This window comes from Streptomyces sp. R28 (assembly GCF_041052385.1).
Lineage (GTDB): Bacteria > Actinomycetota > Actinomycetes > Streptomycetales > Streptomycetaceae > Streptomyces.
This window is the reverse complement of sequence record NZ_CP163439.1, coordinates 2,632,892-2,655,849: the sequence shown is the minus strand read 5'-3', so window position 1 is coordinate 2,655,849 and position 22,958 is coordinate 2,632,892. Positions and strand designations below refer to the sequence as shown.

Genomic DNA, 22,958 nt, shown 5'->3' with positions numbered 1-22,958 from the left:
CCGTCGTTCATCCGAATCCGAGAGAGTTGGTCCAGCCGTGGTTTTGGGGTTCTCGATCGCCCTGATCGTCTTCAGCCTGCTGATGATGCTGCTGGTGCTGATGCACAAGGGGAAGGGCGGCGGCCTCTCCGACATGTTCGGTGGCGGCATGCAGTCGTCCGTCGGCGGCTCCTCGGTCGCCGAGCGCAACCTCGACCGGATCACCATCGTGGTCGGTCTGGCGTGGTTCGCGTGCATTGTCGTGCTCGGCATCCTGATGAAGGTGAACAACTGACCGGTACGCACATTCCGCACGTAAGGCCCCATGTTCGGTACGCGCAGCTGAGCGCGGCCTATCATGGGGCTTGCGTCTTGGTGTGGGGGCTATGTAACTCCAATCACTGGACGCGCGTTGGGCCTTACGTAGACTGAGGCGCTCGCAGCGAAGCGAAACCCCGACTCGCTTTGCGGCACCATCACGCAGGGAGTTACGACCGTGGCAAGTGGCAACGCGATCCGAGGAAGCCGGGTCGGGGCGGGGCCGATGGGCGAGGCCGAGCGGGGCGAGTCCGCGCCCCGGCTGCGCATCTCCTTCTGGTGCTCCAACGGGCATGAGACGCAGCCCAGCTTCGCCAGCGACGCGCAGGTTCCCGACACCTGGGACTGCCCGCGCTGCGGCTTTCCCGCCGGACAGGACCGGGACAACCCGCCGGACCCGCCGCGCACCGAGCCCTACAAGACGCACCTGGCGTATGTACGGGAACGGCGCAGCGACGCGGACGGCGAGGCGATCCTCGCCGAGGCGCTCGCCAAACTGCGGGGTGAAATCTAGGAGTTGAGGACCGGCCGGGTACCTGTGGGTGCCTGGCCGGTCCTGTATGACACACCGGTGCGCCGGTTGTGGACTCCCGCTCCGAGGCCGATTGTCAGTGGTGCCCTCTACGGTTTGTGTATCGATCTTCTGCATCGATGGACCGAGGGGGAGTTGTGACGACGGCTGAGACCGTGGGAGTGCGTGCGCCCGCGTGGCGCGGGGGGTTCGGACGGCTGTGGAGCGCCGCCGTGCTCTCCAGCTTCGGTGATTCCCTGCGTACGGCCGCCCTGCCGCTCCTTGCCGTGACGCTGACGGACCGGCCGCTGCTGATCGCCGCGGTCACCGCCTGTGGCTATCTGCCGTGGATCGTCTTCGGGCTGCTCGGCGGCGCCGTCGCCGACCGGGTGGACCAGCGGCGCGCGATGTGGACGGTGGATGCGTTACGCGCCCTGCTGGTCGGCGCGTTCGCGGTGGCCGTGGCACTCGGGCACGCCTCGATCGGACTGCTCATCGCGCTGGCCTTCACCCTGACCGCACTCCAGACGCTGTTCGACAACGCCGCGACGGCCCTGCTCCCCGCGCTGGTGCACCACGACGCCCTCGGCAGCGCGAACGCCCGCCTGATGACCGGCCAGCGCATCGCCGGCGGACTGGTGGGCGGGCCGGCCGTGCCGGTACTGCTGGCCGTGGGAGCCGCCGTTCCCTTCGCGGCCGACGCCGGTACCTACCTGGTGGCGGCCGCCCTGGTGGCCTCGCTGCGGATCGAGGCGCCCGAGCGAAAGCCGGCACCGGCGGGCAGCACCCTGCGCCGGGAGATCGGGGAGGGACTGCGCACCCTGTGGCGCGACCGGGACCTGCGGGGCCTGTGCGCCGCCACCGCGCTGTGCAACATCGGCATGGGCGCCCTGCTCGCCACCCTGGTCGTCCTGGTGACCGGGTGGCTGGACGCCGGCTCCGTGGGGTACGCGGCGGCGGGCGCCGCGTTCACCGTCGGGGGTCTGGCCGGGGGAGTGGTGAACGGCCGGATCGTGAAGCGGCTGGGCACGATCCGGGCCGTGCTGCTCGCCGGTGCGGTGCAGACCGCGGCCCTCGTGGTCATGGGCACCGTGCGCAGTCTGGCCGTACTGGTGGCCGCCCTGGTCGTCTTCGGGCTCATGGGCATGGTGTGGAACGTCAACACGACGACCCTCATGCAGCAGCGCAGCCCCGCCGGATTGCTGGGCCGGGTGGCCTCGGCCTTCCGGACCCTGGCCTTCGCCGGGGTGCCGCTCGGCGCCCTGCTGGGCGGTGCCGTCGCCACCGCCTGGGGCCTCAACACGCCGCCCCTGCTCACGGCCGCCTTCTTCGTGCTGGCCGTCACCGCGCTGATACCTGTGCGCAAGCCGGACGTACCTGTTGTTGCGCCGGACGCCGACGCCACGACGGCTCACGCCCCGCGCTGATCAACTAGGTTGGAACAGCTGGGACAGGCACGAAAGAAGGCTGAAGTCGGACATGAACGCAGACGGCCGTACCAGGCTCAACCAGACGCCCGAGTGGACCGCCCTGGCCAAGCACCGTGAGGAGCTCGGCGAGGTGCAGCTGCGGGAGCTGTTCGCCGCTGATCCGGGGCGCGGTGCGGGGTACACGCTGCAGGTCGGTGACCTGCACATCGACTACTCCAAGCACCTCGTCACCGACGAGACCCTGCGGCTGCTGCGCGAGCTGGCCGTCGCGACGGACGTGTTCGGGCTGCGGGACGCCATGTTCCGCGGCGAGAAGATCAACACCACCGAGGACCGCGCCGTCCTGCACACCGCGCTGCGCGCGCCGCGTGACGCGGTGGTCGAGGTCGACGGGGAGAACGTCGTCCCGGGTGTGCACGCCGTCCTGGACAGGATGGCCGCCTTCGCCGAGCGGGTCCGCTCCGGCGCCTGGACCGGCCACACCGGCAAGCGCATCAAGAACGTCGTCAACATCGGCATCGGCGGCTCCGACCTCGGCCCGGCCATGGCGTACGAGGTGCTGCGCAGCTACACCGACCGCGGCCTCACGGTCCGCTTCGTGTCGAACGTCGACGGCGCCGACCTGCACGAGGCGACCCACGACCTGGACGCGGCCGAGACACTCTTCGTCATCGCGTCCAAGACGTTCACCACCATTGAGACGATCACCAACGCCACCTCGGCCCGCAACTGGCTGCTGGGCGAGCTGAAGGCGGGGCAGGAAGCTGTCGCCAAGCACTTCGTCGCGCTGTCGACGAATGCCGAGAAGGTCGCCGACTTCGGCATCGACACGGCCAACATGTTCGAGTTCTGGGACTGGGTCGGCGGGCGTTACTCGTACGACTCGGCCATCGGGCTCTCGCTCATGGTCGCCATCGGCCCGGACCGCTTCCGCGAGATGCTCGACGGATTCCGGATCGTCGACGAGCACTTCCGCACCGCGCCCGCCGAGTCCAACGTGCCCCTGCTGCTCGGCCTGCTGGGCATCTGGTACGGCAACTTCCACGACGCCCAGTCGCACGCCGTGCTGCCGTACAGCCACTACCTGTCCAAGTTCACGGCGTATCTTCAGCAACTCGACATGGAATCCAACGGCAAGTACGTCGGCCGGGACGGGCGGGAGGTCGACTGGCAGACCGGGCCGGTCGTGTGGGGCACGCCGGGCACCAACGGGCAGCACGCGTACTACCAGCTGATCCACCAGGGCACCAAGCTGATCCCGGCGGACTTCATCGGATTCGCCGAGCCGGTCGCCGAGATGAGCGACGAACTCAAGGCGCAGCACGACCTGTTGATGGCGAACTTCTTCGCGCAGACGCAGGCGCTGGCGTTCGGGAAGACGCCGGACGAGGTGCGTGCCGAGGGGGTGCCGGACGAGCTGGTGACCCACAAGACGTTCAAGGGCAACCACCCGACGACCACGGTCCTCGCGCGTGAGCTGACCCCGTCCGTGCTCGGCCAGCTGATCGCGCTGTACGAGCACAAGGTGTTCGTACAGGGCGCGGTGTGGAACATCGACTCCTTCGACCAGTGGGGCGTCGAGCTCGGCAAGGTCCTCGCCAAGCGGGTCGAGCCCGCGCTCACCGAGGGCGCCGACGTGCCGGGGCTGGACGCGTCGACGAAGGCGCTCGTCGCCAAGTACCGGGAGCTGCGCGGCCGGCACTGATCACGGATGAGGAAAGCGGGCGGCGCGCGGTCGTCCGCTTCCCGTAGACTCCCCCGGCGATCATGAGCGCGATCACTCGGGGGAGTGCAAGTTGACGAATCCATACGGGAGTTGGACCGGCGGCACGCTGACCGCCCGTTCGTTCCTGAAGCCCCATCACGTGGCGCGGGCGGTGTTCCACCCGACCTGGATCCCGGACTCATTGGATCCGTCGGTGGACGCGCTGAAGAAGGCGCGGGTCATCGCCGGCGCGGTCGCGGCGTTCGGGGTCTACACCTTCGTCGAGGGCGGGTTCGCCTTCGACGAGATGCTGGACAACGCGGCGACCGCGTGTGTCGTCCTGCTGTTCATCACGCCGCTCACGGTCGGCGTGATGCTCCACATCTGGCGGCGCTCCGGCGCGGGCACGGTGGGGCAGCTGCGGGAGCCGTTGGTCAGGTCGCTGAAGTTGCTGCTGCTGTTCATCGGCTCGGCGCTCGGGACGGTGGCGATCTTCCAGCTGGGTGGCTCCCTCGGGATTCTCGGGAGCCTGTTGTTCAGCGTCGTCGGGCTCTGGATGGGCTTCTTCGTGATCGCCGGTGCCTACCGGATCTCGGGGAACTTCTTCGGCACCGCCGCCGTGCACCGCGGTCTGCCGCCGCTGCTCGCCACGGTGACGACCTGGCTCATGGCCATCCCCGATCTCATCACGGGCGACCTGCACGGCCTCGGCCTCGTGATGGGCGTCGTCTTCATCCTGGGCGCCCCCGTGACGGTCACGGGCATCGCCCTGCTGGAGATGGGCCGGCTCAGCAGCCGGTACGGCATCCGGCTGGGGGCCCACCCGGCCACTCTGCCGCCCACCCCGACACCGGCCCCACCGCCACCGCCGTACGCACCGAACGGCTTCGTACCGCCGCAGGGCGGCAACCCTTACGTGCCCTCGCAGGGCAACCCCTACGGTCCGTCCTCGCGGGGCAACCCTTACGGTCCGTCCTCGCAGGGCAACCCTTACGGTCCGTCCCCGCAGGGCAACCCCTACGCACCGGGCCCGCCGCCGTACAACCCGCCGCCGCCGTACAACCCACAGCGGCCCCACGGTCCCGGCCCCTACGGCGGCTGACCCCGGGGACCAGGAACCCGTCGGCCCCGCCGTCGGTCAGGCGACCGCGCTCAGTGTGTCCGCGAGCCTGCGGCGGGCCGCGCGGGAGGCCGGGACGGCGGCGAGGGCGGCCGCCCCCGTGACCGCCGCCGCGCCGAGCAGCACCAGGAGAGCGGCGGACGGGCCCTGGGCGATGCCGGCGCCGATGCCGCTCGATCTGCCCTGGGCGTCGATCAGCCAGTGCGCGAGGGGTGTGCCCAGGGCCGTACCGAGGACGACCGCGGCCAGGGCGGTGCAGGCGGTGGACGTGACGGTGATCGCGGTGATCTGGCGGGGGGACAGGCCGATGGCCTTGAGCGCCAGCAGGTCGCGTTCGCTCTCGCGGACGGTGCCGCCGATCGCGGTCAGCAGTTCGATGAGCCCGATGAGGGCCAGTACGACGATCAGGCCCACGACGACTCCGCGCAGGGGGGAGAGCCCGTCGGCGGGGTTCGGTACGGCGTGGACGTCCAGGCGCCCGTGTCCGGCGGTGGCGAGGCGGTCGGCGACCTCGTACGGTTCCGCGCCCGGTCGGAGCCGTAGCTCGTAGAGGGTGGGGCCGAGGCCCGGGTCGTTCTCGCGGAGGGTGTCGAGGGAGGTGGAGATGACCCGGCCGGCGTTCTCGGGCTCGATGCTGCGGCCCACGATGTGCAGGATCTGCGGCTGGTCGCCGACGGTCATCCGGACCCAGTCGCCGATCTTCACGTCCAGCAGGTCGAGCAGGCCCTGTCCGGCCACTGCCTCGTCGCGCCCCTGGGCGGCACGGCCCTCGGCCAGGGCGTACGGGTAGGGGTCCGCGTGGGTGCCGAGGCCGCGCAGGGCGATCGTGCCCGTTTGGCCCGGGACCAGGGCGGCCACCTCGACGCCCGGGTAGGCGGCGGCGACCTGTGGGTCGCGTTCCAGCAGTGTGCGGGCGTCCCGGTCGGGCAGGCCGGAGTCGGCGTGGACGGTGAGGGCCGTCGGCAGGCCGATCCGGTCGGGCCGGCTGTCGAAGCGGTCGATGGTGGTCCACGCGCTCATCGCGACCACGATCAGCAGCAGCGGCAGCGCGAGCCGGGCGACCGTGGCCAGGGACCGCAGGCGACGCGTGAACGCCCGGTGCCAGCCCAGCACCAGCGCGGGCGGCAGCCGCAGCCCGAGCGCCTGCCGGGCCACGCCGGAAAGCCGGCCGCCGAGCGGTGCCGCGGGCCGCGGCACCGGAACCGGGGGCACACGTCCGGCCCGCCACGCGGCGAGTCCCGTGGTCGCGCCGATGAACAGCACCGCGCCCACGGGTACCACGAGCAGCGCCACGCTGTGCCCGGGCAGCCCCTGCCACACCCCGACCGCGTCCCCGAGCCGCCCCGGGATATGGCTGCCCACGGCCTGGATGAGGGCCGCCGCGGCCACGGCACCCAGCAGCGCGTAGGCGAGGTGCTGGAGCAGGAAGACGCGGACCACCTGACCCGGGGTGAAGCCGATCGCCTTCAGTACGGAGATGTCCCGCAGATGGCCGCGGATACGGGTGCCGATCGCCCCATGCACGGCGAGCCCGGCGGCGACCAGGGCGCCCAGCCCGAACAGGCCCAGCACCTGTCCCAGCAGCCGGTTGTCGCCCTGTGCCTCGGCGCGCGCCTGCTTCCAGGTGGAGACCTCGCTGACCGCGCCGGCGCCCAGTACGGTCACGGCGCGCTGGACGGCGTAGTCCGTGTCGTCGGGGTCGGTCAGGCGCAGCCCGATCACCTGGCCGCCCGGATCGCGTACGGCGGCCGGCGGCGCCCAGACGAGCCCCGGCTGCTCGCCCGGCCGGTAGCGCGGCTCGGCGCTGTCGGCGACGCCGAGGACGGTCAGGGTCCGGTGGGCGCCGGGCAGGGTGAGGGTGTCGCCGGGGGCAGCCAGGAGGGCGCGGGCCAGGCGGCTCTCCAGGACGACGCCGTCGGGGTTCGCGGGGTCCAGCCAGCGGCCGGAGGCGAGGAGCGGGCGGTCGACGGCGGGGCGGTCGGGCGTGCCGCGCAGCTCGACGGAGGCGCGGGTGCCGCGGGAGGCCAGGGTGGTGGAGGCGGTGGGGTAGGGGCCCGCGACGGAGTCGACGCCGTCGAGCTCGGCCAGTTGCGCGGTGTCGGCCGAGGCGCCGGTGTGCAGCCAGACGTGTGCGCCGTGCGCCTGGGTGAAGACGCGCTGCCAGGGGTTGGTGGCGTAGCCGAACAGTGCCGTGGCCAGCAACAGCGAGACGACGATCCCGGCCGTGGCCAACACGAGGAACAGCGCCTCGCCGCGGTGCGTACGCAGATCGGAGTGCGCCCAGCGCAGGGTGGCTCGCACGACGTCAGCCTCTCCGCTCGCGGGGGACGGCAGGGCGACACGCCTCGCACACGGCGGACTCGGGTTCCCGTGCCCCGACCGGCCGACGAAGGCCGTTTGCCGTGGTCAGGGGCTCCCGTGCCTCGGCCGTACGTCGAAGATCGACGGTTGTGGGCAGGGGCCTGCGCGCCTCGGTCGGGCTCCAGGGCTCGCGTGCGTTCAGGCGGCTCGGTGGCCGGCGGTCGTACAGCCGCATCTCAGTCCTTGAGCTCCAGCACACCCGATATCCCCGTCCGGCGCGGCGGTGGGCCGCCGTCCAGTTCGGCGTCGTCGGCGATGCGGCCGTCGAAGAAGCTGATGACGCGGTCCGCCGCGCTCGCCAGCCGGGCGTCATGCGTGACCAGCACGATCGTCTGGCCGCGCTGGTGGAAGCGGGACAGCAGCCGCATCACCTCGCGGGTGCCCTTGCTGTCCAGGCTGCCGGCGGGCTCGTCGGCCAGCAGCAGCGGGGGACGGTTGACCAGAGCGCGGGCCAGGGCGACGCGCTGCTGTTCGCCGCCGGACAGCTCGCCCGGCATGCTCCGCTCCTTGCCCGCGAGGCCCAGCTCGCCCAGCAGCTCCGCCCGCTCGGCGCGGGCCCGCTTCGGCGGGACGCCGGCCAGCAGCGCGGGCAGCTCGACGTTGTCGGCGACGGACAGGTCGGAGACCAGGTTGAAGAACTGGAAGACGATCCCGATGCGCTTCCTTCGCTCCACCGCCCAGCGGGCCTCGCGCCACGCGTCGGCGCACTCGCCGTCCAGCCAGATGCTGCCGCTGTCGGGCCGCTGCAGTCCGCCGAGCAGATGCAGCAAGGTCGACTTACCGGCACCGGACGGCCCGGTGACGGCCACGAACTCGCCCTGCCGGACGGCAAGATCGACCCCCCGTACGGCATGCGCCGGAGCGCCCTCGCCGTGATGCGTCTTGACCAGGCCCTCGGCGCGCAGCAGGGGACTTTCGGTGCGCGGCGCAGAAGTCTCCGCGCCCGGCGCAGGAGTGGAATCGTCGCTCACTCCAGCTCCTCCAGCTCTTCCTGGCACCGCTCCAGCCAGTCGAGGTCGGCCTGCAGATGCAGCATCGCGCCCTCGATCAGTAGATGGGCTATGCGGTTGTCCCGGTCTTCGGCGGCGGCCAGCTTCGACAGTTGACGCATGGTGTTCAGATACTGGCGCCGTTGCTTGTTGATGAGGGCGATCTGGTCGACGAGGCCGGTCTGCGGGGCGAGGGCCAGCTTCATGAAGAACTCGTCCCGTACCCGAGGCTCGTCCTCGGGCTCCTCGAACCAGGCGCGCAGCGCCTCACGCCCGGCGTCGGTGAGGTGGTAGACCTTTTTGTTGGGCCGGCTCGACTGCTCTACGTCCTCGCCCTCGATCAGTCCCGACTTCTCGAGGCGGCCGAGGGTCACATAGATCTGGCCGACGTTCGGCTGAGGGTACGCGGAGCCCAGCATCTGCTCAAGGTCCTGCTTCAGCTCGTAGCCGTGCGCCGGGCCGCGCGCCAGCAGGGCCAGGAGGGGCAGCCGCACTCGTGCTCTCCTCCTCGCATCCTGGGTAATGTGCTGCGAGGCCTAGTATCGCGCATACCTAACAGGTATACATGGCCTCTGTCCCCGGGCGAAGGTGCCCGGTGCCAGGTGTACAGGGAGGAACCTATGCGGTGGATCCACGCCGCCGGTAGGGGCCTTCTCGTGCTTGTTGTGATCCTGACCGGCTACGTTGCCGCCGGCGCCCGCGCCGACCAGGCCACCGCGGGCGGCAGGGGACCCTTGACCCTCGCCACCGCCGGCGATCTCACCGGCTATCTCGGCTCCGTCCTGGACGGCTGGAACCGCACCCACCCCGGCGAGAAAGTCACCCTCGTCGAGCTGCCCGACTCCGCCGACGAGACCCACGCGCAGATGACCACCGACCTGCGCGGCGGCGACCGCAGCCGTTTCGACGTCCTCAACATCGACGTCAGCTGGACCTCGGAGTTCGCGGCGCAGGGCTGGATCCGCCCGCTGACGCGCGACCGCTTCCCGCTGGACACCTTCCTGCCGCCGGTCGTGGACACGGCGACCTACGACGGGCAGTTGTACGCGGTCCCGTACGTCACCAACGCCGGCCTGCTCCTCTACCGCGAGGACATCCTGGCCAAGGAAGGCGTCGACCCGCCGCGCACCTGGTCCGAACTGGAACGGGCCGCGAAGACCATCGCGCCGAAGTACGGCCTCGACGGCTACGCGGGCCAGTTCCTGCCATACGAGGGCCTCACGGTCAATGCCGCCGAGGCCGTCTACTCGGCGGGCGGCTCGATCCTCGGCGACGAGGGCGAGCGCGTCACCGTGAACTCGACAGCCGCCCGCGAGGGTATCGGCTTCCTCGCCCGTGGCGTGCGCGAGGGCTGGATCCCGAAGCGGGCGCTGACGTACAAGGAGGAGGAGTCCAAGCAGGCCTTCCAGGACGGACGCCTGCTCTTCCTCCGTAATTGGCCGTACGCCTATGTCGGCGCCTCGGCCAAGGGCTCACCGGTCGCCGGGAAGATCGGCGCCGTACCCCTGCCGGGTCCGGACGGGCCGGGGACGAGCGTCCTGGGCGGCTCCAACCTCGCCGTCAGCACACATGCCCGGCACCCCGACTCGGCCGCCCGTCTGATCGCGTACCTGGCCAGTGAGCGCGTCCAGCGCCAGGTCCTCACCCGCGGCGCGCTGCCACCCGTACGGGCCGACCTGTACGAAGATCCCGAGCTGGTGCGGGAGTTCCCGTATCTGCCGACCCTGCGCGAGAGCGTGCGCACGGCCGCGCCGCGCCCCAAGAGCCCGCGCTACGACCAGGTGAGCCTGGTGGTGCAGGCGGTCGTACGCGACGCGATGACCGGGCGTGAGACGCCCGAGGCGGCGGTGCGGCGGCTGGCGCGGGAGCTCGACGCCATCTCTCGTCGCTAGCTCGCTCCCTAGTTACCTGTTAAGTAACGCCCCGGTCTCTTCTATGGCCGCTATGGGCTGATTAATGCGGATATAAAGCCCCGACCGGTCGGTAGCTTACGTCCAGTTCATTGACACTCTCGCGACACACCTACTTAACATGCATGCATAACAGCTGCCCTCCTCAGAGACAGGTCAATGGGTTGAACAGGCACCCTTGGTGGCGTGACGCCGTGATCTACCAGGTGTACGTCCGTAGCTTCCTCGACAGCACCGGCGACGGCGTCGGCGATCTCGCCGGGGTCCGGGCCGGGCTGCCGTATCTGAAGAAGCTCGGGGTCGACGGGATCTGGCTGAGCCCCTTCTATCCCTCGCCGCAGCACGACCACGGCTATGACGTCGCCGACTACTGCGACGTCGACCCGCTCTTCGGTGACCTCGCCGAGTTCGACCTGCTGGTCGCGGCGGCCCGGCGGCTCGGCATCAAGGTGCTGCTCGACATCGTCCCGAACCACTGCTCCAGCGAGCACCCGTGGTTCGAGGAGGCGCTGGCCGCGGAGCCCGGCAGTGCGGCCCGTGCCCGGTTCCACTTCGCCGACGGCCGCGGCTCCGACGGGTCCGAGCCGCCCAACAACTGGCACTCCATGTTCGGCGGCCCGGCCTGGAGCCGGGTGACCGAGGCGGACGGCCGGCCCGGCCAGTGGTACCTGCACATGTTCGCGCCCGAGCAGCCCGACTGGAACTGGCGCAACCCCGAGATCGGCGCCGAGTTCGACCGGGTGCTCCGCTTCTGGCTGGACCGGGGCATCGACGGCTTCCGTATCGACGTCGCCGCCGGCCTCTACAAGCACCCCGAACTGCCCGACTCGGACGACCCGGAGGCCGACGCCCGCACCCGCGACTCGGTCAACCCGCTCGCCTGGAACCAGCCCGAGGTGCACGAGGTGTGGCGCCAGTGGCGTTCCATATGCGAGGCGTACACCGCCGCCGACGGCCGCGAGCGGCTCCTCGTCGGCGAGGTGTCCGTCCCGACCGCGCGCGAACACGCCCAGTACGTCCGCTCCGACGAACTCCACCAGGCATTCTTCTTCGACCTGCTCAGCGCCCCCTGGGAGGCCGGCGCCTTCCGCAAGGTCATCTCCGAGGCCATGCAGGACATAGCCGGCACGGGCTCCACGGTCACCTGGGTTCTGAACAACCACGACCAGGTCCGCACCGTCACCCGCTACGGCGAACCCGCCACCGAGGGCAGCGGCCTCGGCGCCGCCCGCGCCCGCGCCGCCGCGCTGCTGATGCTGGCGCTGCCCGGTGCCGCGTACATCTACCAGGGCGAGGAGCTGGGTCTGCCCGAGGTCGTCGACCTCCCGGACGACGTGCTCACCGACCCGATCTTCCACCGCACCGGCAGCCGGGCCCGCATCCGCGACGGCTGCCGGGTGCCGCTGCCGTGGTCGGGACAGGCCTCGCCCTTCGGCTTCACCTCCGGCGCCGAGAGCGCCAAGCCGTGGCTGCCGCAGCCGGAGTACTTCGCCGAGTACGCCACCGACCGCGCCCTCGCCGACACCCGCTCCTTCTGGCACCTGTACCGCGACGGCCTGCAACTGCGGGACGCGCTGCCCCAGTTGGGCGAGGGCGCGCTGCGCTGGCTGGACACCCCGCCCGGCGTCCTGGCCTTCGTCCGCGGCGACGGCCTCGTCTGCGCCGTCAACTTCGGTACGGCCCCCACACCGGCGCCGGTCTCCGGCACCCCCCTGCTGTCCAGCGGCCCCTGCCCGGCCGGGGTGCTGCCCGGCTCGACGGCCGCGTGGTGGATCGGCGACGGCGCCGACTTCTGAAGCCCCCCCCAGGATCCCCGAGCTCCCGTCAACTCCCAACCCCCCGAAGGGACATCAACGATGATGCGACGACGTACGACCCTGCTCACCGGCTGCACCACTCTCGTCCTGGCACTCGGCGCGACCGCCTGCGGTGGCGGGCCGGTCTCCGCGGGCGGCGGTGACAAGGCGCTCAGCGGCCAGACGGTCACCGTGGCCGGTGTCTGGTCCGGCACCGAGCAGAAGAACTTCCAGAAGGTGCTGGACGCGTTCACCGAGAAGACCGGCGCCAAGACCCAGTTCACGTCCACCGGGGACAACGTCTCCACCGTCGTCGGCAGCAAGATCGAGGGCGGCAACGCCCCCGACGTCGTGATGGTCCCGCAGGTCGGCGTGCTCCAGCAGTTCGCGAAGAACGACTGGCTGAAGCCGCTGTCCAAGACCACCCAGCAGTCCGTGGACACCAACTTCGCACCCGTGTGGAAGGACTACGGCAGCGTCGACGGCACCCTCTACGGCCTCTACTTCAAGGCCGCCCACAAGTCGACCGTCTGGTACAGCCCCGACGCCCTCGCCCAGGCGGGCGTGGAGCCGCCGAAGTCGTACGACGACCTGCTCAAGGCCGGCCACACCGTCTCCGACTCCGGGCTCGCCGCCTTCTCGGTCGCCGGGCAGGACGGCTGGACGCTGACCGACTGGTTCGAGAACGTCTACCTCTCCCAGGCCGGACCCGAGAAGTACGACGCCCTCGCCGCGCACAAGCTGAAGTGGACCGACGCGTCCGTGGTCGAGGCGCTCTCCACCCTCGGCAAGCTGTTCAAGGACAAGCAGCTGATCGCGGGCGGCCAGAAGGGGGCCCTCAACACCGACTTCCCGGGCTCGGTGGAGAAGGTGTTCGGGCCCAAGCCCGAGGCGGGCATGGTCTACGAGGGCGACTTCGTCGCGGGTGTCGCCAAGGACCAGTTCGGCAAGTCGATCGGCGAGGACGCGAACTTCTTCCCCTTCCCGGCGGTCGGCGCCGGCAAGGCGCCGGTGGTCAGCGGCGGTGACGCGGCCGTCGTCCTGAAGGACGGCAAGAACCAGAAGGCCGGCATGGCGCTGCTGGAGTACCTGGCGACGCCGGAGGCCGCGGCCGTGTGGGCCGAGGCGGGCGGCTTCCTGTCCCCGAACAAGAACGTCGACCTCGCCTCCTACGGCGACGACGTCACCCGCGCGACCGCCAAGTCCCTTGTCGCGGCGGGTGGTTCGGTCCGCTTCGACATGTCCGACCAGGCACCGGCGGCCTTCGGCGGCACGAAGGGCGCCGGCGAGTGGAAGCTCCTGCAGGACTTCCTGCGCGACCCGTCGGACCCGAAGGGGACCGCGGCGAAGCTGGAGGCCGCGGCGGCCAAGGCGTACGAGGGCCAGGGCTGACCGGTCATGACCGCCACCCTCGTGAAAGAGACGAGCCCGGCGCCCTCCGCGGGCGCCGGCAAGGCGCGCAGCCGGCGCACCCGGCGGCGCGGCCGGATCATCGCCCTGCTCTTCGTCTTCCCCGCGCTGCTCCTGCTCGGTGCCCTGGTCGTCTACCCCGTCCTCTTCTCCGTCGGACGCAGCTTCTTCGACGCCTCCGGCACCCGTTTCGTGGGCGGCGAGAACTACTCGGAGATGTTCCGCGACCCGGCCACCCTCAAGGCCATCCGCAACACCACGATCTGGGTGGTGGTGGCCCCGGCTCTGCTGACCGGCCTCGGCCTGATCCTGGCCGTGCTGGTGGAGAAGGTCCGCTGGGCCACCGCGTTCAAGCTGCTGCTGTTCATGCCGATGGCCGTGTCCTTCCTCGCCGCCGGCATCATCTTCCGGCTCGCGTACGACGAGGACCCCGACAAGGGCGTGCTGAACGCCGCCGCCGTCTCCGTGCACGACGCCTTCCAGGGCACGTCGACGTACCCGACGGCCCGGGCGCGCGACGGGCAGGGACTGACGAAGGGCACCGACGGTTCGTACCGCACGAGCGCGGGCGTCTCCCCAGGCGAGGCGGTGACGCTGGGCCTGGTCGGTGTGCTCCCCGACGACCTGCCCGGCGGCACCGAGCCGGCGTACGCGGCGGCGGGGCGGAAGGCGAGCCCCGATGAGCTGCGCGGCGTCGTGTACCTCGACTTCACACCCGGCGGGGGAGGGGAACAGGGCAAGGTCGACCGGCGGGAGAACGGGCTGCCCGAGATGAAGGTCGAGGCGGTGCGGGCCGGGAAGGCGGTCGCCTCGACGACCACGGCGTCCGACGGCTCCTTCCGCTTCGAGGGGCTGGACCAGGGCTCGTACACGGTGAAGCTGCCGGCCTCGAACTTCGCCGCTCCCTACGAGGGCATCTCCTGGCTCGGGCCGACGCTCGTCACGCCGGCGATCATCGGGGCGTACCTGTGGATCTGGACCGGCTTCGCGATGGTCCTGATCGGCGCCGGTCTCTCGGCCCTGCCCCGGGACTCGCTGGAGGCGGCGCGGATGGACGGCGCGAACGAGTGGCAGATCTTCCGGCGGATCACCGTGCCGCTGCTGGCACCGGTACTGACGGTGGTCTTCGTGACCCTCGTGATCAACGTGATGAAGGTCTTCGACCTCGTCTACATCATCGCGCCCGGGCCGGTGCAGGAGGACGCGACCGTGCTCGCGACGCAGATGTGGCTGGTGTCGTTCGGCGGCGGCAACAACCAGGGGCTCGGCAGCGCACTGGGCGTACTGCTTCTGCTGCTGGTCATCCCGGCCATGGTCTTCAACGTCCGCCGTTTCCGAGGGAGTCAGCGATGAACACGGTCAGGCGCGGCCTGGGCAACTCACTGGTCCAGGCGTTTCTGGTGGTGATCGGGCTGGTGTGGCTGACGCCGCTGGCCGGCCTGTTCCTGTCGTCGCTGCGGTCCGCCGAGGACACGGCCAAGGGCGGCTGGTGGACGGTGTTCACCAGTCCCGGCCAGCTGTCCTTCGACAACTACTCGACGCTGCTGGGGAACGCCGGGATCACCCAGGCATTCTGGAACACCGTGCTGATCTCGGTGCCGGCGACCCTGCTGGTGGTCGTCCTCGCGGCACTCGCCGGGTACGCCTTCGCGTGGCTGGACTTCCCCGGGCGGGAGGCGATCTTCCTGGTCGTCGTGGCGCTGCTGGTGGTGCCCGTGCAGATCGGGCTGCTGCCGGTCGCCAAACTCTTCGGCCAGCTGGGGCTGTTCGGCACGATTCCTGGCGTCGTCCTCTTCCACGTGGCGTACGGGCTGCCCTTCGCGGTGTTCCTGCTGCGCAACTACTTCGCCGAGATGCCGAAGGAGATGCTGGAGGCGGCGCGGATGGACGGCGGCAGTGAGTGGCGGATCTTCACCCGGCTGGTGCTGCCGGTGGGGCGGCCGGCCATCGCCTCGCTGGCCATCTTCCAGTTCCTGTGGGTGTGGAACGACATGCTGGTGGCGTTGCTGTTCGCCGACAGTGCGTCGCAGCCGCTGACGGTTGAACTCCAGTCACAGATACGGCAGTTCGGCAGCAACATCGATGTGCTGGCGCCGGGGGCGTTCGTGTCGCTGGTGGTGCCGGTGGTCGTGTTCTTCGCGTTCCAGCGGCACTTCGTGCAGGGGGTGATGGCGGGGTCGGTGAAGTAGGGTTCCTCGCCCCCGCCGCCCCTACCCGTCCCGTCCCTGGGGGCTGCGCCCCCAGACCCCCGCTTCGGCCCTGAACGGGCCTCGTCCTCAAACGCCGGACGGGCTGAGTAATTCAGCCCCTCCGGCGTTTGAGGAGCGGGGGTCCAGGGGGCGGAGCCCCCTGGCGGGGTTGAAGGGGCGGAGCCCCTTGAGGATGGGACGGGTAGGGGCGGCGGGGGCGAAACCATCCCCCGCCGCACCCCCCTCTCACGCAGACGCAGGCGGATACAGCGACCTCGGCAGCTGCGATGCCCCCGCCGAGTCCAGCAACCACAGGGTCCTCGAACGCCCGTACGCCCCGCCCGCCGGCGCCTGGATCTCACCCGCACCCGACAGGGCGATCGCCGCGGCCTGCGCCTTGTCCTCGCCCGCCGCCAGCAGCCACACCTCACGGGCCGCCCGGATCGCGGGCAGGGTGAGGGTCACACGGGTCGGCGGGGGCTTCGGGGCGCCGTGGACGCCGACGACCGTGCGCTCCGTTTCCCGTACCGCGGGCAGTTCCGGGAACAGGGAGGCCACGTGCGTGTCGGGGCCCACGCCCAGCATCAGGACGTCGAACGTGGGAACCGCGCCGTGGTTCTCGGGGCCGGCCGCCCTCGCCAGTTCCTCCGCGTACGAGGCGGCCGCCGCCTCCACGTCCGTGCCGAACGGGCCGTCCGAGGCGGGCATGGCGTGCACGCGCTTCGGATCCAGCGGCACCGCGTCCAGCAGGGCCTCGCGGGCCTGCGTGACGTTGCGCTCCGGGTCGCCCTCGGGGAGGAACCGTTCGTCGCCCCACCACAGGTCCAGCCGGGTCCAGTCGATGGCGTCCCGGGCGGGGGCGGCCGCGAGGGCGGCCAGCAGGCCGTTGCCGTTGCGGCCGCCGGTGAGGACCACGGACGCCGAGCCCCGGGAGGCCTGGGCGTCCACGATCTTCGTGATCAGCCGGGCCGCCGCGGCCTGCGCCATCAGCTCCTTGTCGTGGTGCACGACCAGCTGAGGAGTACTCACTTCGCCGCCGCCTTCGTCACCGGTTCCTGCGCCGTCGCTTCCTTCGCGGATGCTTTCGCAGCGATTTCGGCGGGCGCTCCGACCGATTCTCCTTTGGCCCGTGAATCCCCTTTGGCCGAAGGCTCCCCCGCGGCCAAGGGCTCCTCCTCCGCATCCGGCTCCTCGGCCCGCGCAACGGCAGCCTCGGCCAGGGCCACGGCCTGCACGGCCTTGGCCACCGTGGCCTCGGCCGCCTCCGCGCCCCGAACCGCCGAAGCGGGCACCGAGTTCAGCCGCTCCACCCCGAACCGCAGCGCCGAGGCGTACGTGTCGTCCGGGTCGAGCCGCCGCAGCTCCTCCGCGATCAGCTCGGCCGTCTCCCGCCGCTTCAGCGCCACCGCACGGTCCGGCTGGCCCTGGATGGAGAGGGTCGCCAGGGAGCCGTCCGCCCGGTCCAGCACGATCGGGCCGCAGTCGGTGTCCATCCGGACCGCCGTCAGACCGGGGCCCGACGACAGAGACCGCTTCACGGGCACGTCCAGCCGGTCCGCGAGCCACATCGCCAGCAGCTCACAGCTCGGGTTGAACTCCTCGCCCTCCACCTCCACGGCCTTCACGTCGCAGACCACCTGGTCCAGAGCCGCCGCGAGCATCGAGCGCCACGGCGTGATCCGGGTCCAGGACAGGTCGGTGTCGCCCGGCGTGTAGGTGTCGGCGCGGGACGACAGCTCCCGCACCGGCTGCTCCGAGGCGTAGGTGTCGGTCACCCGGCGCTGGGCCAGCGCGCCCAGCGGGTCGTTCGCCGGGTCGAGCGGGGCGTTCACCGGCCACCAGACCACCACCGGGGCGTCCGGCAGCAGCAGCGGAAGGACGACGGACTGGGCATGGTCGGACACCTCGCCGTACAGCCGCAGCACCACCGTCTCGCCGCTGCCCGCGTCGGCGCCCACCCGCACCTCGGCGTCCAGCCGGGACTGCGTGCGGTCGCGCGGCGAGCGCGAGACGCGCTTGATGACCACCAGCGTGCGCGAGGGATGCTCGTGCGCGGCGTCGCTCGCGGCCTTCAGGGCGTCGTACGCGTTCTCCTCGTCCGTGACGATGACCAGCGTGAGCACCATGCCGACGGCCGGTGTGCCGATCGCGCGGCGACCCTGCACCAGTGCCTTGTTGATCTTGCTGGCCGTGGTGTCCGTGAGGTCTATCTTCATGGCCGGCGCCAGCTCCGTCCGTCTCGCTCGAGCATTTCGTCCGCCTCGACGGGGCCCCAGGTACCGGACGGGTACTGGGCGGGCCTGCCGTGGGTGTCCCAGTACTCCTCGATCGGGTCGAGGATCTTCCAGGACAGCTCGACCTCCTCGGTGCGTGGGAAGAGGTTCGAGTCGCCGAGGAGGACGTCGAGGATCAGCCGCTCGTACGCCTCGGGCGAGGACTCCGTGAAGGACTCGCCGTACGCGAAGTCCATCGACACGTCCCGGATCTCCATCGACGTGCCCGGCACCTTCGAGCCGAAGCGGACCGTGACGCCCTCGTCCGGCTGGACGCGGATCACGATCGCGTTCTGGCCCAGCTCCTCGGTGGCCGTCGTGTCGAAGGGCGAGTGCGGGGCCCGCTGGAAGACCACCGCGATCTCGGTGACACGGCGGCCGAGGCGCTTGCCGGTGCGGAGATAGAAGGGGACGCCCGCCCAGCGGCGGTTGTCGATCCCCAGCTTGATGGCGGCGTACGTGTCGGTCTTCGACTTGGGGTCGGTGCCCTCCTCCTGGAGGTACCCGACCGCCTTCTCGCCGCCCTGCCAGCCGGCCGCGTACTGCGCGAACACGGTGTCCCGGCCCAGGTCCTTCGGCAGCCGTACGGCACCGAGCACCTTGGTCTTCTCCGCGGCCAGCGCGTCCGCGTCGAAGGAGGCGGGCTCCTCCATGGCCGTCAGGGCCATCAGCTGCAGGAGGTGGTTCTGGATGACGTCACGGGCGGCGCCGATGCCGTCGTAGTAGCCGGCGCGGCCGCCGATGCCGATGTCCTCGGCCATGGTGATCTGCACGTGGTCCACGAAGGACCGGTTCCAGATCGGCTCGAACATCGTGTTGGCGAACCGCAGCGCCAGGATGTTCTGGACGGTCTCCTTGCCCAGGTAGTGGTCGATGCGGAAGACCTGGTCCGGGGCGAAGACCTCGTGGACGACCTTGTTGAGCTGCTCGGCGGACTTCAGGTCGTGGCCGAAGGGCTTCTCGATGACCGCGCGGCGCCAGGAGCCGCCCGTCTGGTCGGCCAGGCCGTGCTTCTTGAGCTGCTGGATGACCACCGGGAAGGAGCGCGGCGGCACCGACAGGTAGAAGGCGAAGTTGCCGCCCGTGCCCTGTGCCTTGTCCAGCTCCTCGATGGTGCCGCGCAGCCGCTCGAAGGCGTCGTCGTCGTCGAAGGTGCCCTGCACGAAGCGCATGCCCTGGATGAGCTGCTGCCAGACCTCCTCGCGGAAGGGGGTCCGGGCGTGCTCCTTGACCGCGTCGTGGACCTCCTGTGCGAAGTCCTCGTGGGCCCACTCGCGGCGGGCGAAGCCGACCAGCGAGAAGCCCGGCGGCAGCAGACCCCGGTTGGCGAGGTCGTACACGGCGGGCATCAGCTTTTTACGTGACAAATCGCCCGTAACGCCGAAGATCACCAGGCCCGACGGCCCCGCGATACGCGGGAGCCGTCGGTCGGCGGCGTCACGAAGCGGATTCGCTTCAGTGACGTTGAAGGGTGGCAAGGGATCAGCCCTCCGAGGGGGCGAGGCGCTCCAGCTCCGCCTCGGTCGACTTGAGCAGGTCGTTCCAGGACGTCGCGAACTTCTCGACGCCTTCGTCCTCCAGCAGCTGCACCACGTCGTCGTACGAGATGCCGAGCTTCTCGACGGCGTCCAGGTCGGCGCGGGCCTGGGCGTAGGTGCCGGCGATGGTGTTGCCGGTGATCTCGCCCTTCTCCTCCGTGGCGTGGAGGGTGGCCTCGGGCATGGTGTTGACCGTGTTCGGCGCCACCAGGTCGTCGACGTACAGGGTCGGCTTGTAGGCCGGGTCCTTCACGCCGGTCGACGCCCACAGCGGACGCTGCTTGTTGGCGCCCGCGTTCTCCAGCGCGCTCCAGCGGTCCGAGGAGAAGACCTCCTCGTACGCCTCGTAGGCGAGGCGAGCGTTGGCCACGCCCGCCTTGCCGCGCGCGGCCTTGGCCTCGTCGGTGCCGAGCGCGTCGATACGCTTGTCGATCTCGGTGTCCACGCGGGACACGAAGAAGGACGCCACGGAGCGGATGAGCGACAGGTCGAGCCCGCGCTCCTTCGCCTTCTCCAGACCGGCCAGGTAGGCGTTCATGACCTCGCGGTAGCGCTCCAGCGAGAAGATCAGCGTGACGTTGACGCTGATGCCGAGGCCGACGACCTCGGTGATCGCCGGGAGACCCGCCTTGGTGGCCGGGATCTTGATCAGGGTGTTCGGACGGTCGACCAGCCAGGCCAGCTGCTTGGCCTCGGCGACGGTCGCACGCGTGTTGTGCGCGAGCCGCGGGTCGACCTCGATGGAGACCCGGCCGTCCTGGCCGCCGGTGGCGTCGAAGACCGGGCGCAGGATGTCGGCGGCGTCGCGGACGTCCGCCGTGGTGATCATGCGGATCGCCTCTTCGACGGTGACCTTGCGGGCGGCGAGGTCGGCGACCTGCTGCTCGTAGCCGTCACCGCCGCTGATCGCCTTCTGGAAGATCGACGGGTTGGTCGTGACACCCACGACGTGCTGCTGGTCGATCAGCTCGGCCAGGTTGCCGGACGTGATGCGCTGGCGCGACAGGTCGTCCAGCCAGATCGCGACGCCTTCCTCGGAGAGGCGCTTGAGTGCGTCTGTCATGGAAAATCAAACTCCTACGTCTCGTATATGAGCGTCAGCGCTGGGCCGCGGCGAGGGATTCCCGCGCGACAGCCGCCACGTTCTCGGCAGTGAAGCCGTACTCCCGGAAAAGGACCTTGCCGTCCGCCGAAGCACCGAAGTGCTCCAGGGAAACGATGCGACCCGCGTCCCCGACGTACTTGTGCCAGGTCAGCCCGATACCGGCCTCCACGGCGACCCGCGCCTTGACGGCCGGCGGCAGAACGCTGTCCCGGTACCCCTGGTCCTGCTCCTCGAACCACTCCACGGACGGCATGGACACGACCCGCGTCGGCACGCCGTCGGCCTCCAGCTGCTCGCGCGCCTCGACGGCGACGTGCACCTCGGAACCGGTGGCGATGAGGACCACCTCGGGCGTCCCGGTGGAGGCCTCGAACAGGACGTAACCGCCCTTGGCCGCGTCCTCGTTGGGCTCGTAGGTCGGCACGCCCTGACGGGTCAGCGCCAGACCGTGCGGGGCGCCCTTGCCGAAGACCTTCGTGTAGCGCCTGAGGATCTCGCGCCAGGCGATCGCGGTCTCGTTGGCGTCCGCCGGGCGGACGACATTGAGACCCGGGATGGCGCGCAGCGAGGCGAGGTGCTCGATGGGCTGGTGGGTCGGGCCGTCCTCACCGAGACCGATGGAGTCGTGGGTCCACACGTACGTCACCGGCAGGTGCATCAGCGCCGACAGGCGCACGGCGTTGCGCATGTAGTCGGAGAAGACGAGGAAGGTGCCGCCGTAGATACGGGTGTTGCCGTGCAGCGCGATGCCGTTCATCTCCGCGGCCATGGAGTGCTCGCGGATGCCGAAGTGGATCGTGCGGCCGTAGGGGTTCGCCTCGGGCAGCGGGTTGTCCGCCGGCAGGAACGAACTGTCCTTGTCGATCGTCGTGTTGTTGGAGCCGGCCAGGTCGGCCGAGCCGCCCCACAGCTCGGGGACGACGGCACCGAGGGCCTGGAGCACCTTGCCGGACGCGGCACGGGTGGCGACGCCCTTGCCGGGCTCGAAGACCGGGAGCTTCTCCTCCCAGCCCGTGGGCAGCTCGCCCTTGCTGATGCGGTCGAACTCGGCGGCGCGCTCCGGGTTGCTGTTGCGCCACTCCTGGAGCTGCTTCTCCCACTCCGCCTTCGCCTGGCGACCGCGGTCGAGGGCCTGGCGGGTGTGGGCGATGACCGCCTCGGAGACCTCGAAGCTCTGCTCCGGGTCGAAGCCGAGGACGCGCTTGGTGGCCGCGACCTCGTCGTCGCCGAGCGCCGAGCCGTGGGCGGCCTCGGTGTTCTGCGCGTTCGGGGCGGGCCAGGCGATGATCGAGCGCATCGCGATGAAGCACGGCTTGTCCGTCACCTTCTTCGCTTCCTCGATCGCGTTGTAGAGGGCGTGCGGGTCGAGGTCGCCGTCCGGCTTCGGGGCGACGCGCTGCACGTGCCAGCCGTACGCCTCGTACCGCTTGACGGTGTCCTCGGAGACGGCCGTCTCGGTGTCGCCCTCGATCGAGATGTGGTTGTCGTCCCACAGCAGGACCAGGTTGCCGAGCTTCTGGTGACCGGCCAGCGAGGACGCCTCCGCGGAGATGCCCTCCTGGAGGCAGCCGTCACCGGCGATGACGTAGACGAAGTGGTCGAAGGGCGAGGCGCCCTCGGTGGCCTCCGGGTCGAACAGACCGCGCTCGTAGCGGGCGGCCATGGCCATGCCGACGGCGTTGGCGACACCCTGGCCGAGCGGGCCGGTCGTCGTCTCGACGCCCTTGGTGTGGCCGTACTCCGGGTGACCGGGGGTCTTCGAACCCCACGTCCTGAACGCCTTCAGGTCGTCCAGCTCCAGGCCGAAGCCGGCCAGGTACAGCTGGGTGTAGAGGGTGAGGGACGAGTGGCCCGCGGACAGCACGAAGCGGTCGCGCGCGACCCACTCCGGGTCGGCCGGGTCGTGCCGCATCACCTTCTGGAAGAGGGTGTAGGCGGCAGGCGCCAGGCTCATCGCCGTACCCGGATGGCCGTTGCCGACCTTCTGTACGGCATCGGCGGCCAGGACGCGGGCGGTGTCGACGGCCCGCTGGTCCAACTCGGTCCACTCGAGGTCTGTGGTGGTCGGCTTGGTGCTCACCCTGGGTCAGGGCTCCTCTCCACATGTCACGCATGTCGAATGCCGGTGCACGGGGGCGCCCCGGCCGTGGTCGAGCCTACCCCCGCAAGTACGTGCGTCTTTTCGAGTCATTCCAGACTGCCGGGACTCGCGGGGATCCGCCTCCCCACTGGGCTGGATCGCATTCGGCAACTGAATACGCAGCCGCTCGTCCGAGTGCTCAACAGAGTGCTGGCAGGCTCTTCCGACGTGCCGCTCAACACGA

At 70.6% G+C, this 22,958-nt stretch carries 18 protein-coding genes; 10 read left to right on the top strand and 8 right to left on the bottom strand.

All coding sequences use genetic code 11. From position 1 onward, the window contains the following. Nucleotides 1-37 precede the first annotated feature (37 nt). The 5 genes from secG to AB5J49_RS11640 all read left to right on the top strand — a co-directional run bounded on the left by secG (nt 38) and on the right by AB5J49_RS11640 (nt 5,045). A complete protein-coding gene (gene secG / locus AB5J49_RS11660) occupies nt 38-274 on the top strand; it encodes a preprotein translocase subunit SecG (protein ID WP_369168505.1) in 237 nt (78 codons plus the stop codon). 201 nt (nt 275-475) lie between these two features. Continuing rightward, nucleotides 476-811 (top strand): RNA polymerase-binding protein RbpA, encoded by a 336-nt coding sequence (locus AB5J49_RS11655; protein WP_003957010.1) that lies wholly within the window; start codon nt 476-478, stop codon nt 809-811. A 137-nt stretch (nt 812-948) separates the two neighbouring features. Further along, nucleotides 949-2,235 carry an MFS transporter gene (locus AB5J49_RS11650; protein WP_369168504.1) on the top strand — a complete coding sequence of 429 codons (1,287 nt, stop codon included), beginning with the start codon at nt 949-951 and terminating at the stop codon, nt 2,233-2,235. A 52-nt stretch (nt 2,236-2,287) separates the two neighbouring features. Continuing rightward, a complete protein-coding gene (gene pgi, locus AB5J49_RS11645) occupies nt 2,288-3,943 on the top strand; it encodes a glucose-6-phosphate isomerase (RefSeq protein ID WP_369168503.1) in 1,656 nt (551 codons plus the stop codon). Between the two features lie 91 nt (nt 3,944-4,034). Continuing rightward, complete coding sequence (locus AB5J49_RS11640; RefSeq protein ID WP_369168502.1) at nt 4,035-5,045, top strand: hypothetical protein; 1,011 nt, start codon at nt 4,035-4,037, stop codon at nt 5,043-5,045. 36 nt (nt 5,046-5,081) lie between these two features. Here the strand turns inward: AB5J49_RS11640 and AB5J49_RS11635 are convergent, their stop codons facing one another. The 3 genes from AB5J49_RS11635 to AB5J49_RS11625 form a co-directional block, all read right to left on the bottom strand. Further along, complete coding sequence (locus tag AB5J49_RS11635; RefSeq protein ID WP_369168501.1) at nt 5,082-7,364, bottom strand: ABC transporter permease; 2,283 nt, start codon at nt 7,362-7,364, stop codon at nt 5,082-5,084. A gap of 236 nt (nt 7,365-7,600) precedes the next feature. Then, a complete protein-coding gene (locus AB5J49_RS11630; RefSeq protein WP_369168500.1) occupies nt 7,601-8,395 on the bottom strand; it encodes an ABC transporter ATP-binding protein in 795 nt (264 codons plus the stop codon). Further along, complete coding sequence (locus AB5J49_RS11625; RefSeq protein ID WP_369168499.1) at nt 8,392-8,907, bottom strand: PadR family transcriptional regulator; 516 nt, start codon at nt 8,905-8,907, stop codon at nt 8,392-8,394. Before AB5J49_RS11625 ends, AB5J49_RS11630 begins: the two co-directional genes overlap by 4 nt. 126 nt (nt 8,908-9,033) lie before the next feature. Here AB5J49_RS11625 and AB5J49_RS11620 point away from each other — a divergent pair, with 126 nt between their 5' ends. From AB5J49_RS11620 to AB5J49_RS11600, 5 genes are all read left to right on the top strand, one after another. Then, complete coding sequence (locus tag AB5J49_RS11620; protein ID WP_369168498.1) at nt 9,034-10,305, top strand: ABC transporter substrate-binding protein; 1,272 nt, start codon at nt 9,034-9,036, stop codon at nt 10,303-10,305. 143 nt (nt 10,306-10,448) lie between these two features. Next, complete coding sequence (locus tag AB5J49_RS11615) at nt 10,449-12,119, top strand: glycoside hydrolase family 13 protein (protein ID WP_369168497.1); 1,671 nt, start codon at nt 10,449-10,451, stop codon at nt 12,117-12,119. Nucleotides 12,120-12,179: 60 nt separating this feature from the next. After that, nucleotides 12,180-13,511: an ABC transporter substrate-binding protein gene (locus AB5J49_RS11610; protein WP_369168496.1), complete on the top strand. Its 1,332-nt coding sequence runs from the start codon at nt 12,180-12,182 to the stop codon at nt 13,509-13,511. A gap of 6 nt (nt 13,512-13,517) precedes the next feature. Next, on the top strand, nt 13,518-14,882 hold the full coding sequence (locus AB5J49_RS11605) for an ABC transporter permease subunit (RefSeq protein WP_369168495.1): 1,365 nt from the start codon (nt 13,518-13,520) through the stop codon (nt 14,880-14,882). Further along, nucleotides 14,879-15,718 carry a carbohydrate ABC transporter permease gene (locus AB5J49_RS11600; RefSeq protein ID WP_369168494.1) on the top strand — a complete coding sequence of 280 codons (840 nt, stop codon included), beginning with the start codon at nt 14,879-14,881 and terminating at the stop codon, nt 15,716-15,718. The genes AB5J49_RS11605 and AB5J49_RS11600 overlap by 4 nt, the downstream gene beginning before the upstream one ends. Before the next feature lie 246 nt (nt 15,719-15,964). Here the strand turns inward: AB5J49_RS11600 and pgl are convergent, their stop codons facing one another. From pgl to tkt, 5 genes are read right to left on the bottom strand one after another with little or no spacing between them, the layout of a single operon-like run. Continuing rightward, the gene (gene pgl, locus AB5J49_RS11595) at nt 15,965-16,747 is read right to left on the bottom strand and encodes a 6-phosphogluconolactonase (RefSeq protein ID WP_369168493.1); all 783 of its coding nucleotides are present in this window, start codon (nt 16,745-16,747) and stop codon (nt 15,965-15,967) included. Further along, nucleotides 16,744-17,934 carry a glucose-6-phosphate dehydrogenase assembly protein OpcA gene (opcA, locus tag AB5J49_RS11590; protein ID WP_369168492.1) on the bottom strand — a complete coding sequence of 397 codons (1,191 nt, stop codon included), beginning with the start codon at nt 17,932-17,934 and terminating at the stop codon, nt 16,744-16,746. The genes pgl and opcA overlap by 4 nt, the downstream gene beginning before the upstream one ends. Beyond that, a complete protein-coding gene (gene zwf / locus AB5J49_RS11585; protein ID WP_369168491.1) occupies nt 17,931-19,469 on the bottom strand; it encodes a glucose-6-phosphate dehydrogenase in 1,539 nt (512 codons plus the stop codon). Before zwf ends, opcA begins: the two co-directional genes overlap by 4 nt. 4 nt (nt 19,470-19,473) lie before the next feature. Continuing rightward, entirely contained in the window at nt 19,474-20,592 is a 1,119-nt protein-coding gene (gene tal / locus AB5J49_RS11580; RefSeq protein WP_369168490.1) for a transaldolase, read from the bottom strand. A gap of 34 nt (nt 20,593-20,626) precedes the next feature. Beyond that, nucleotides 20,627-22,714: a transketolase gene (gene tkt, locus AB5J49_RS11575; RefSeq protein WP_369168489.1), complete on the bottom strand. Its 2,088-nt coding sequence runs from the start codon at nt 22,712-22,714 to the stop codon at nt 20,627-20,629. Between the last annotated feature and the right edge of the window lie 244 nt (nt 22,715-22,958).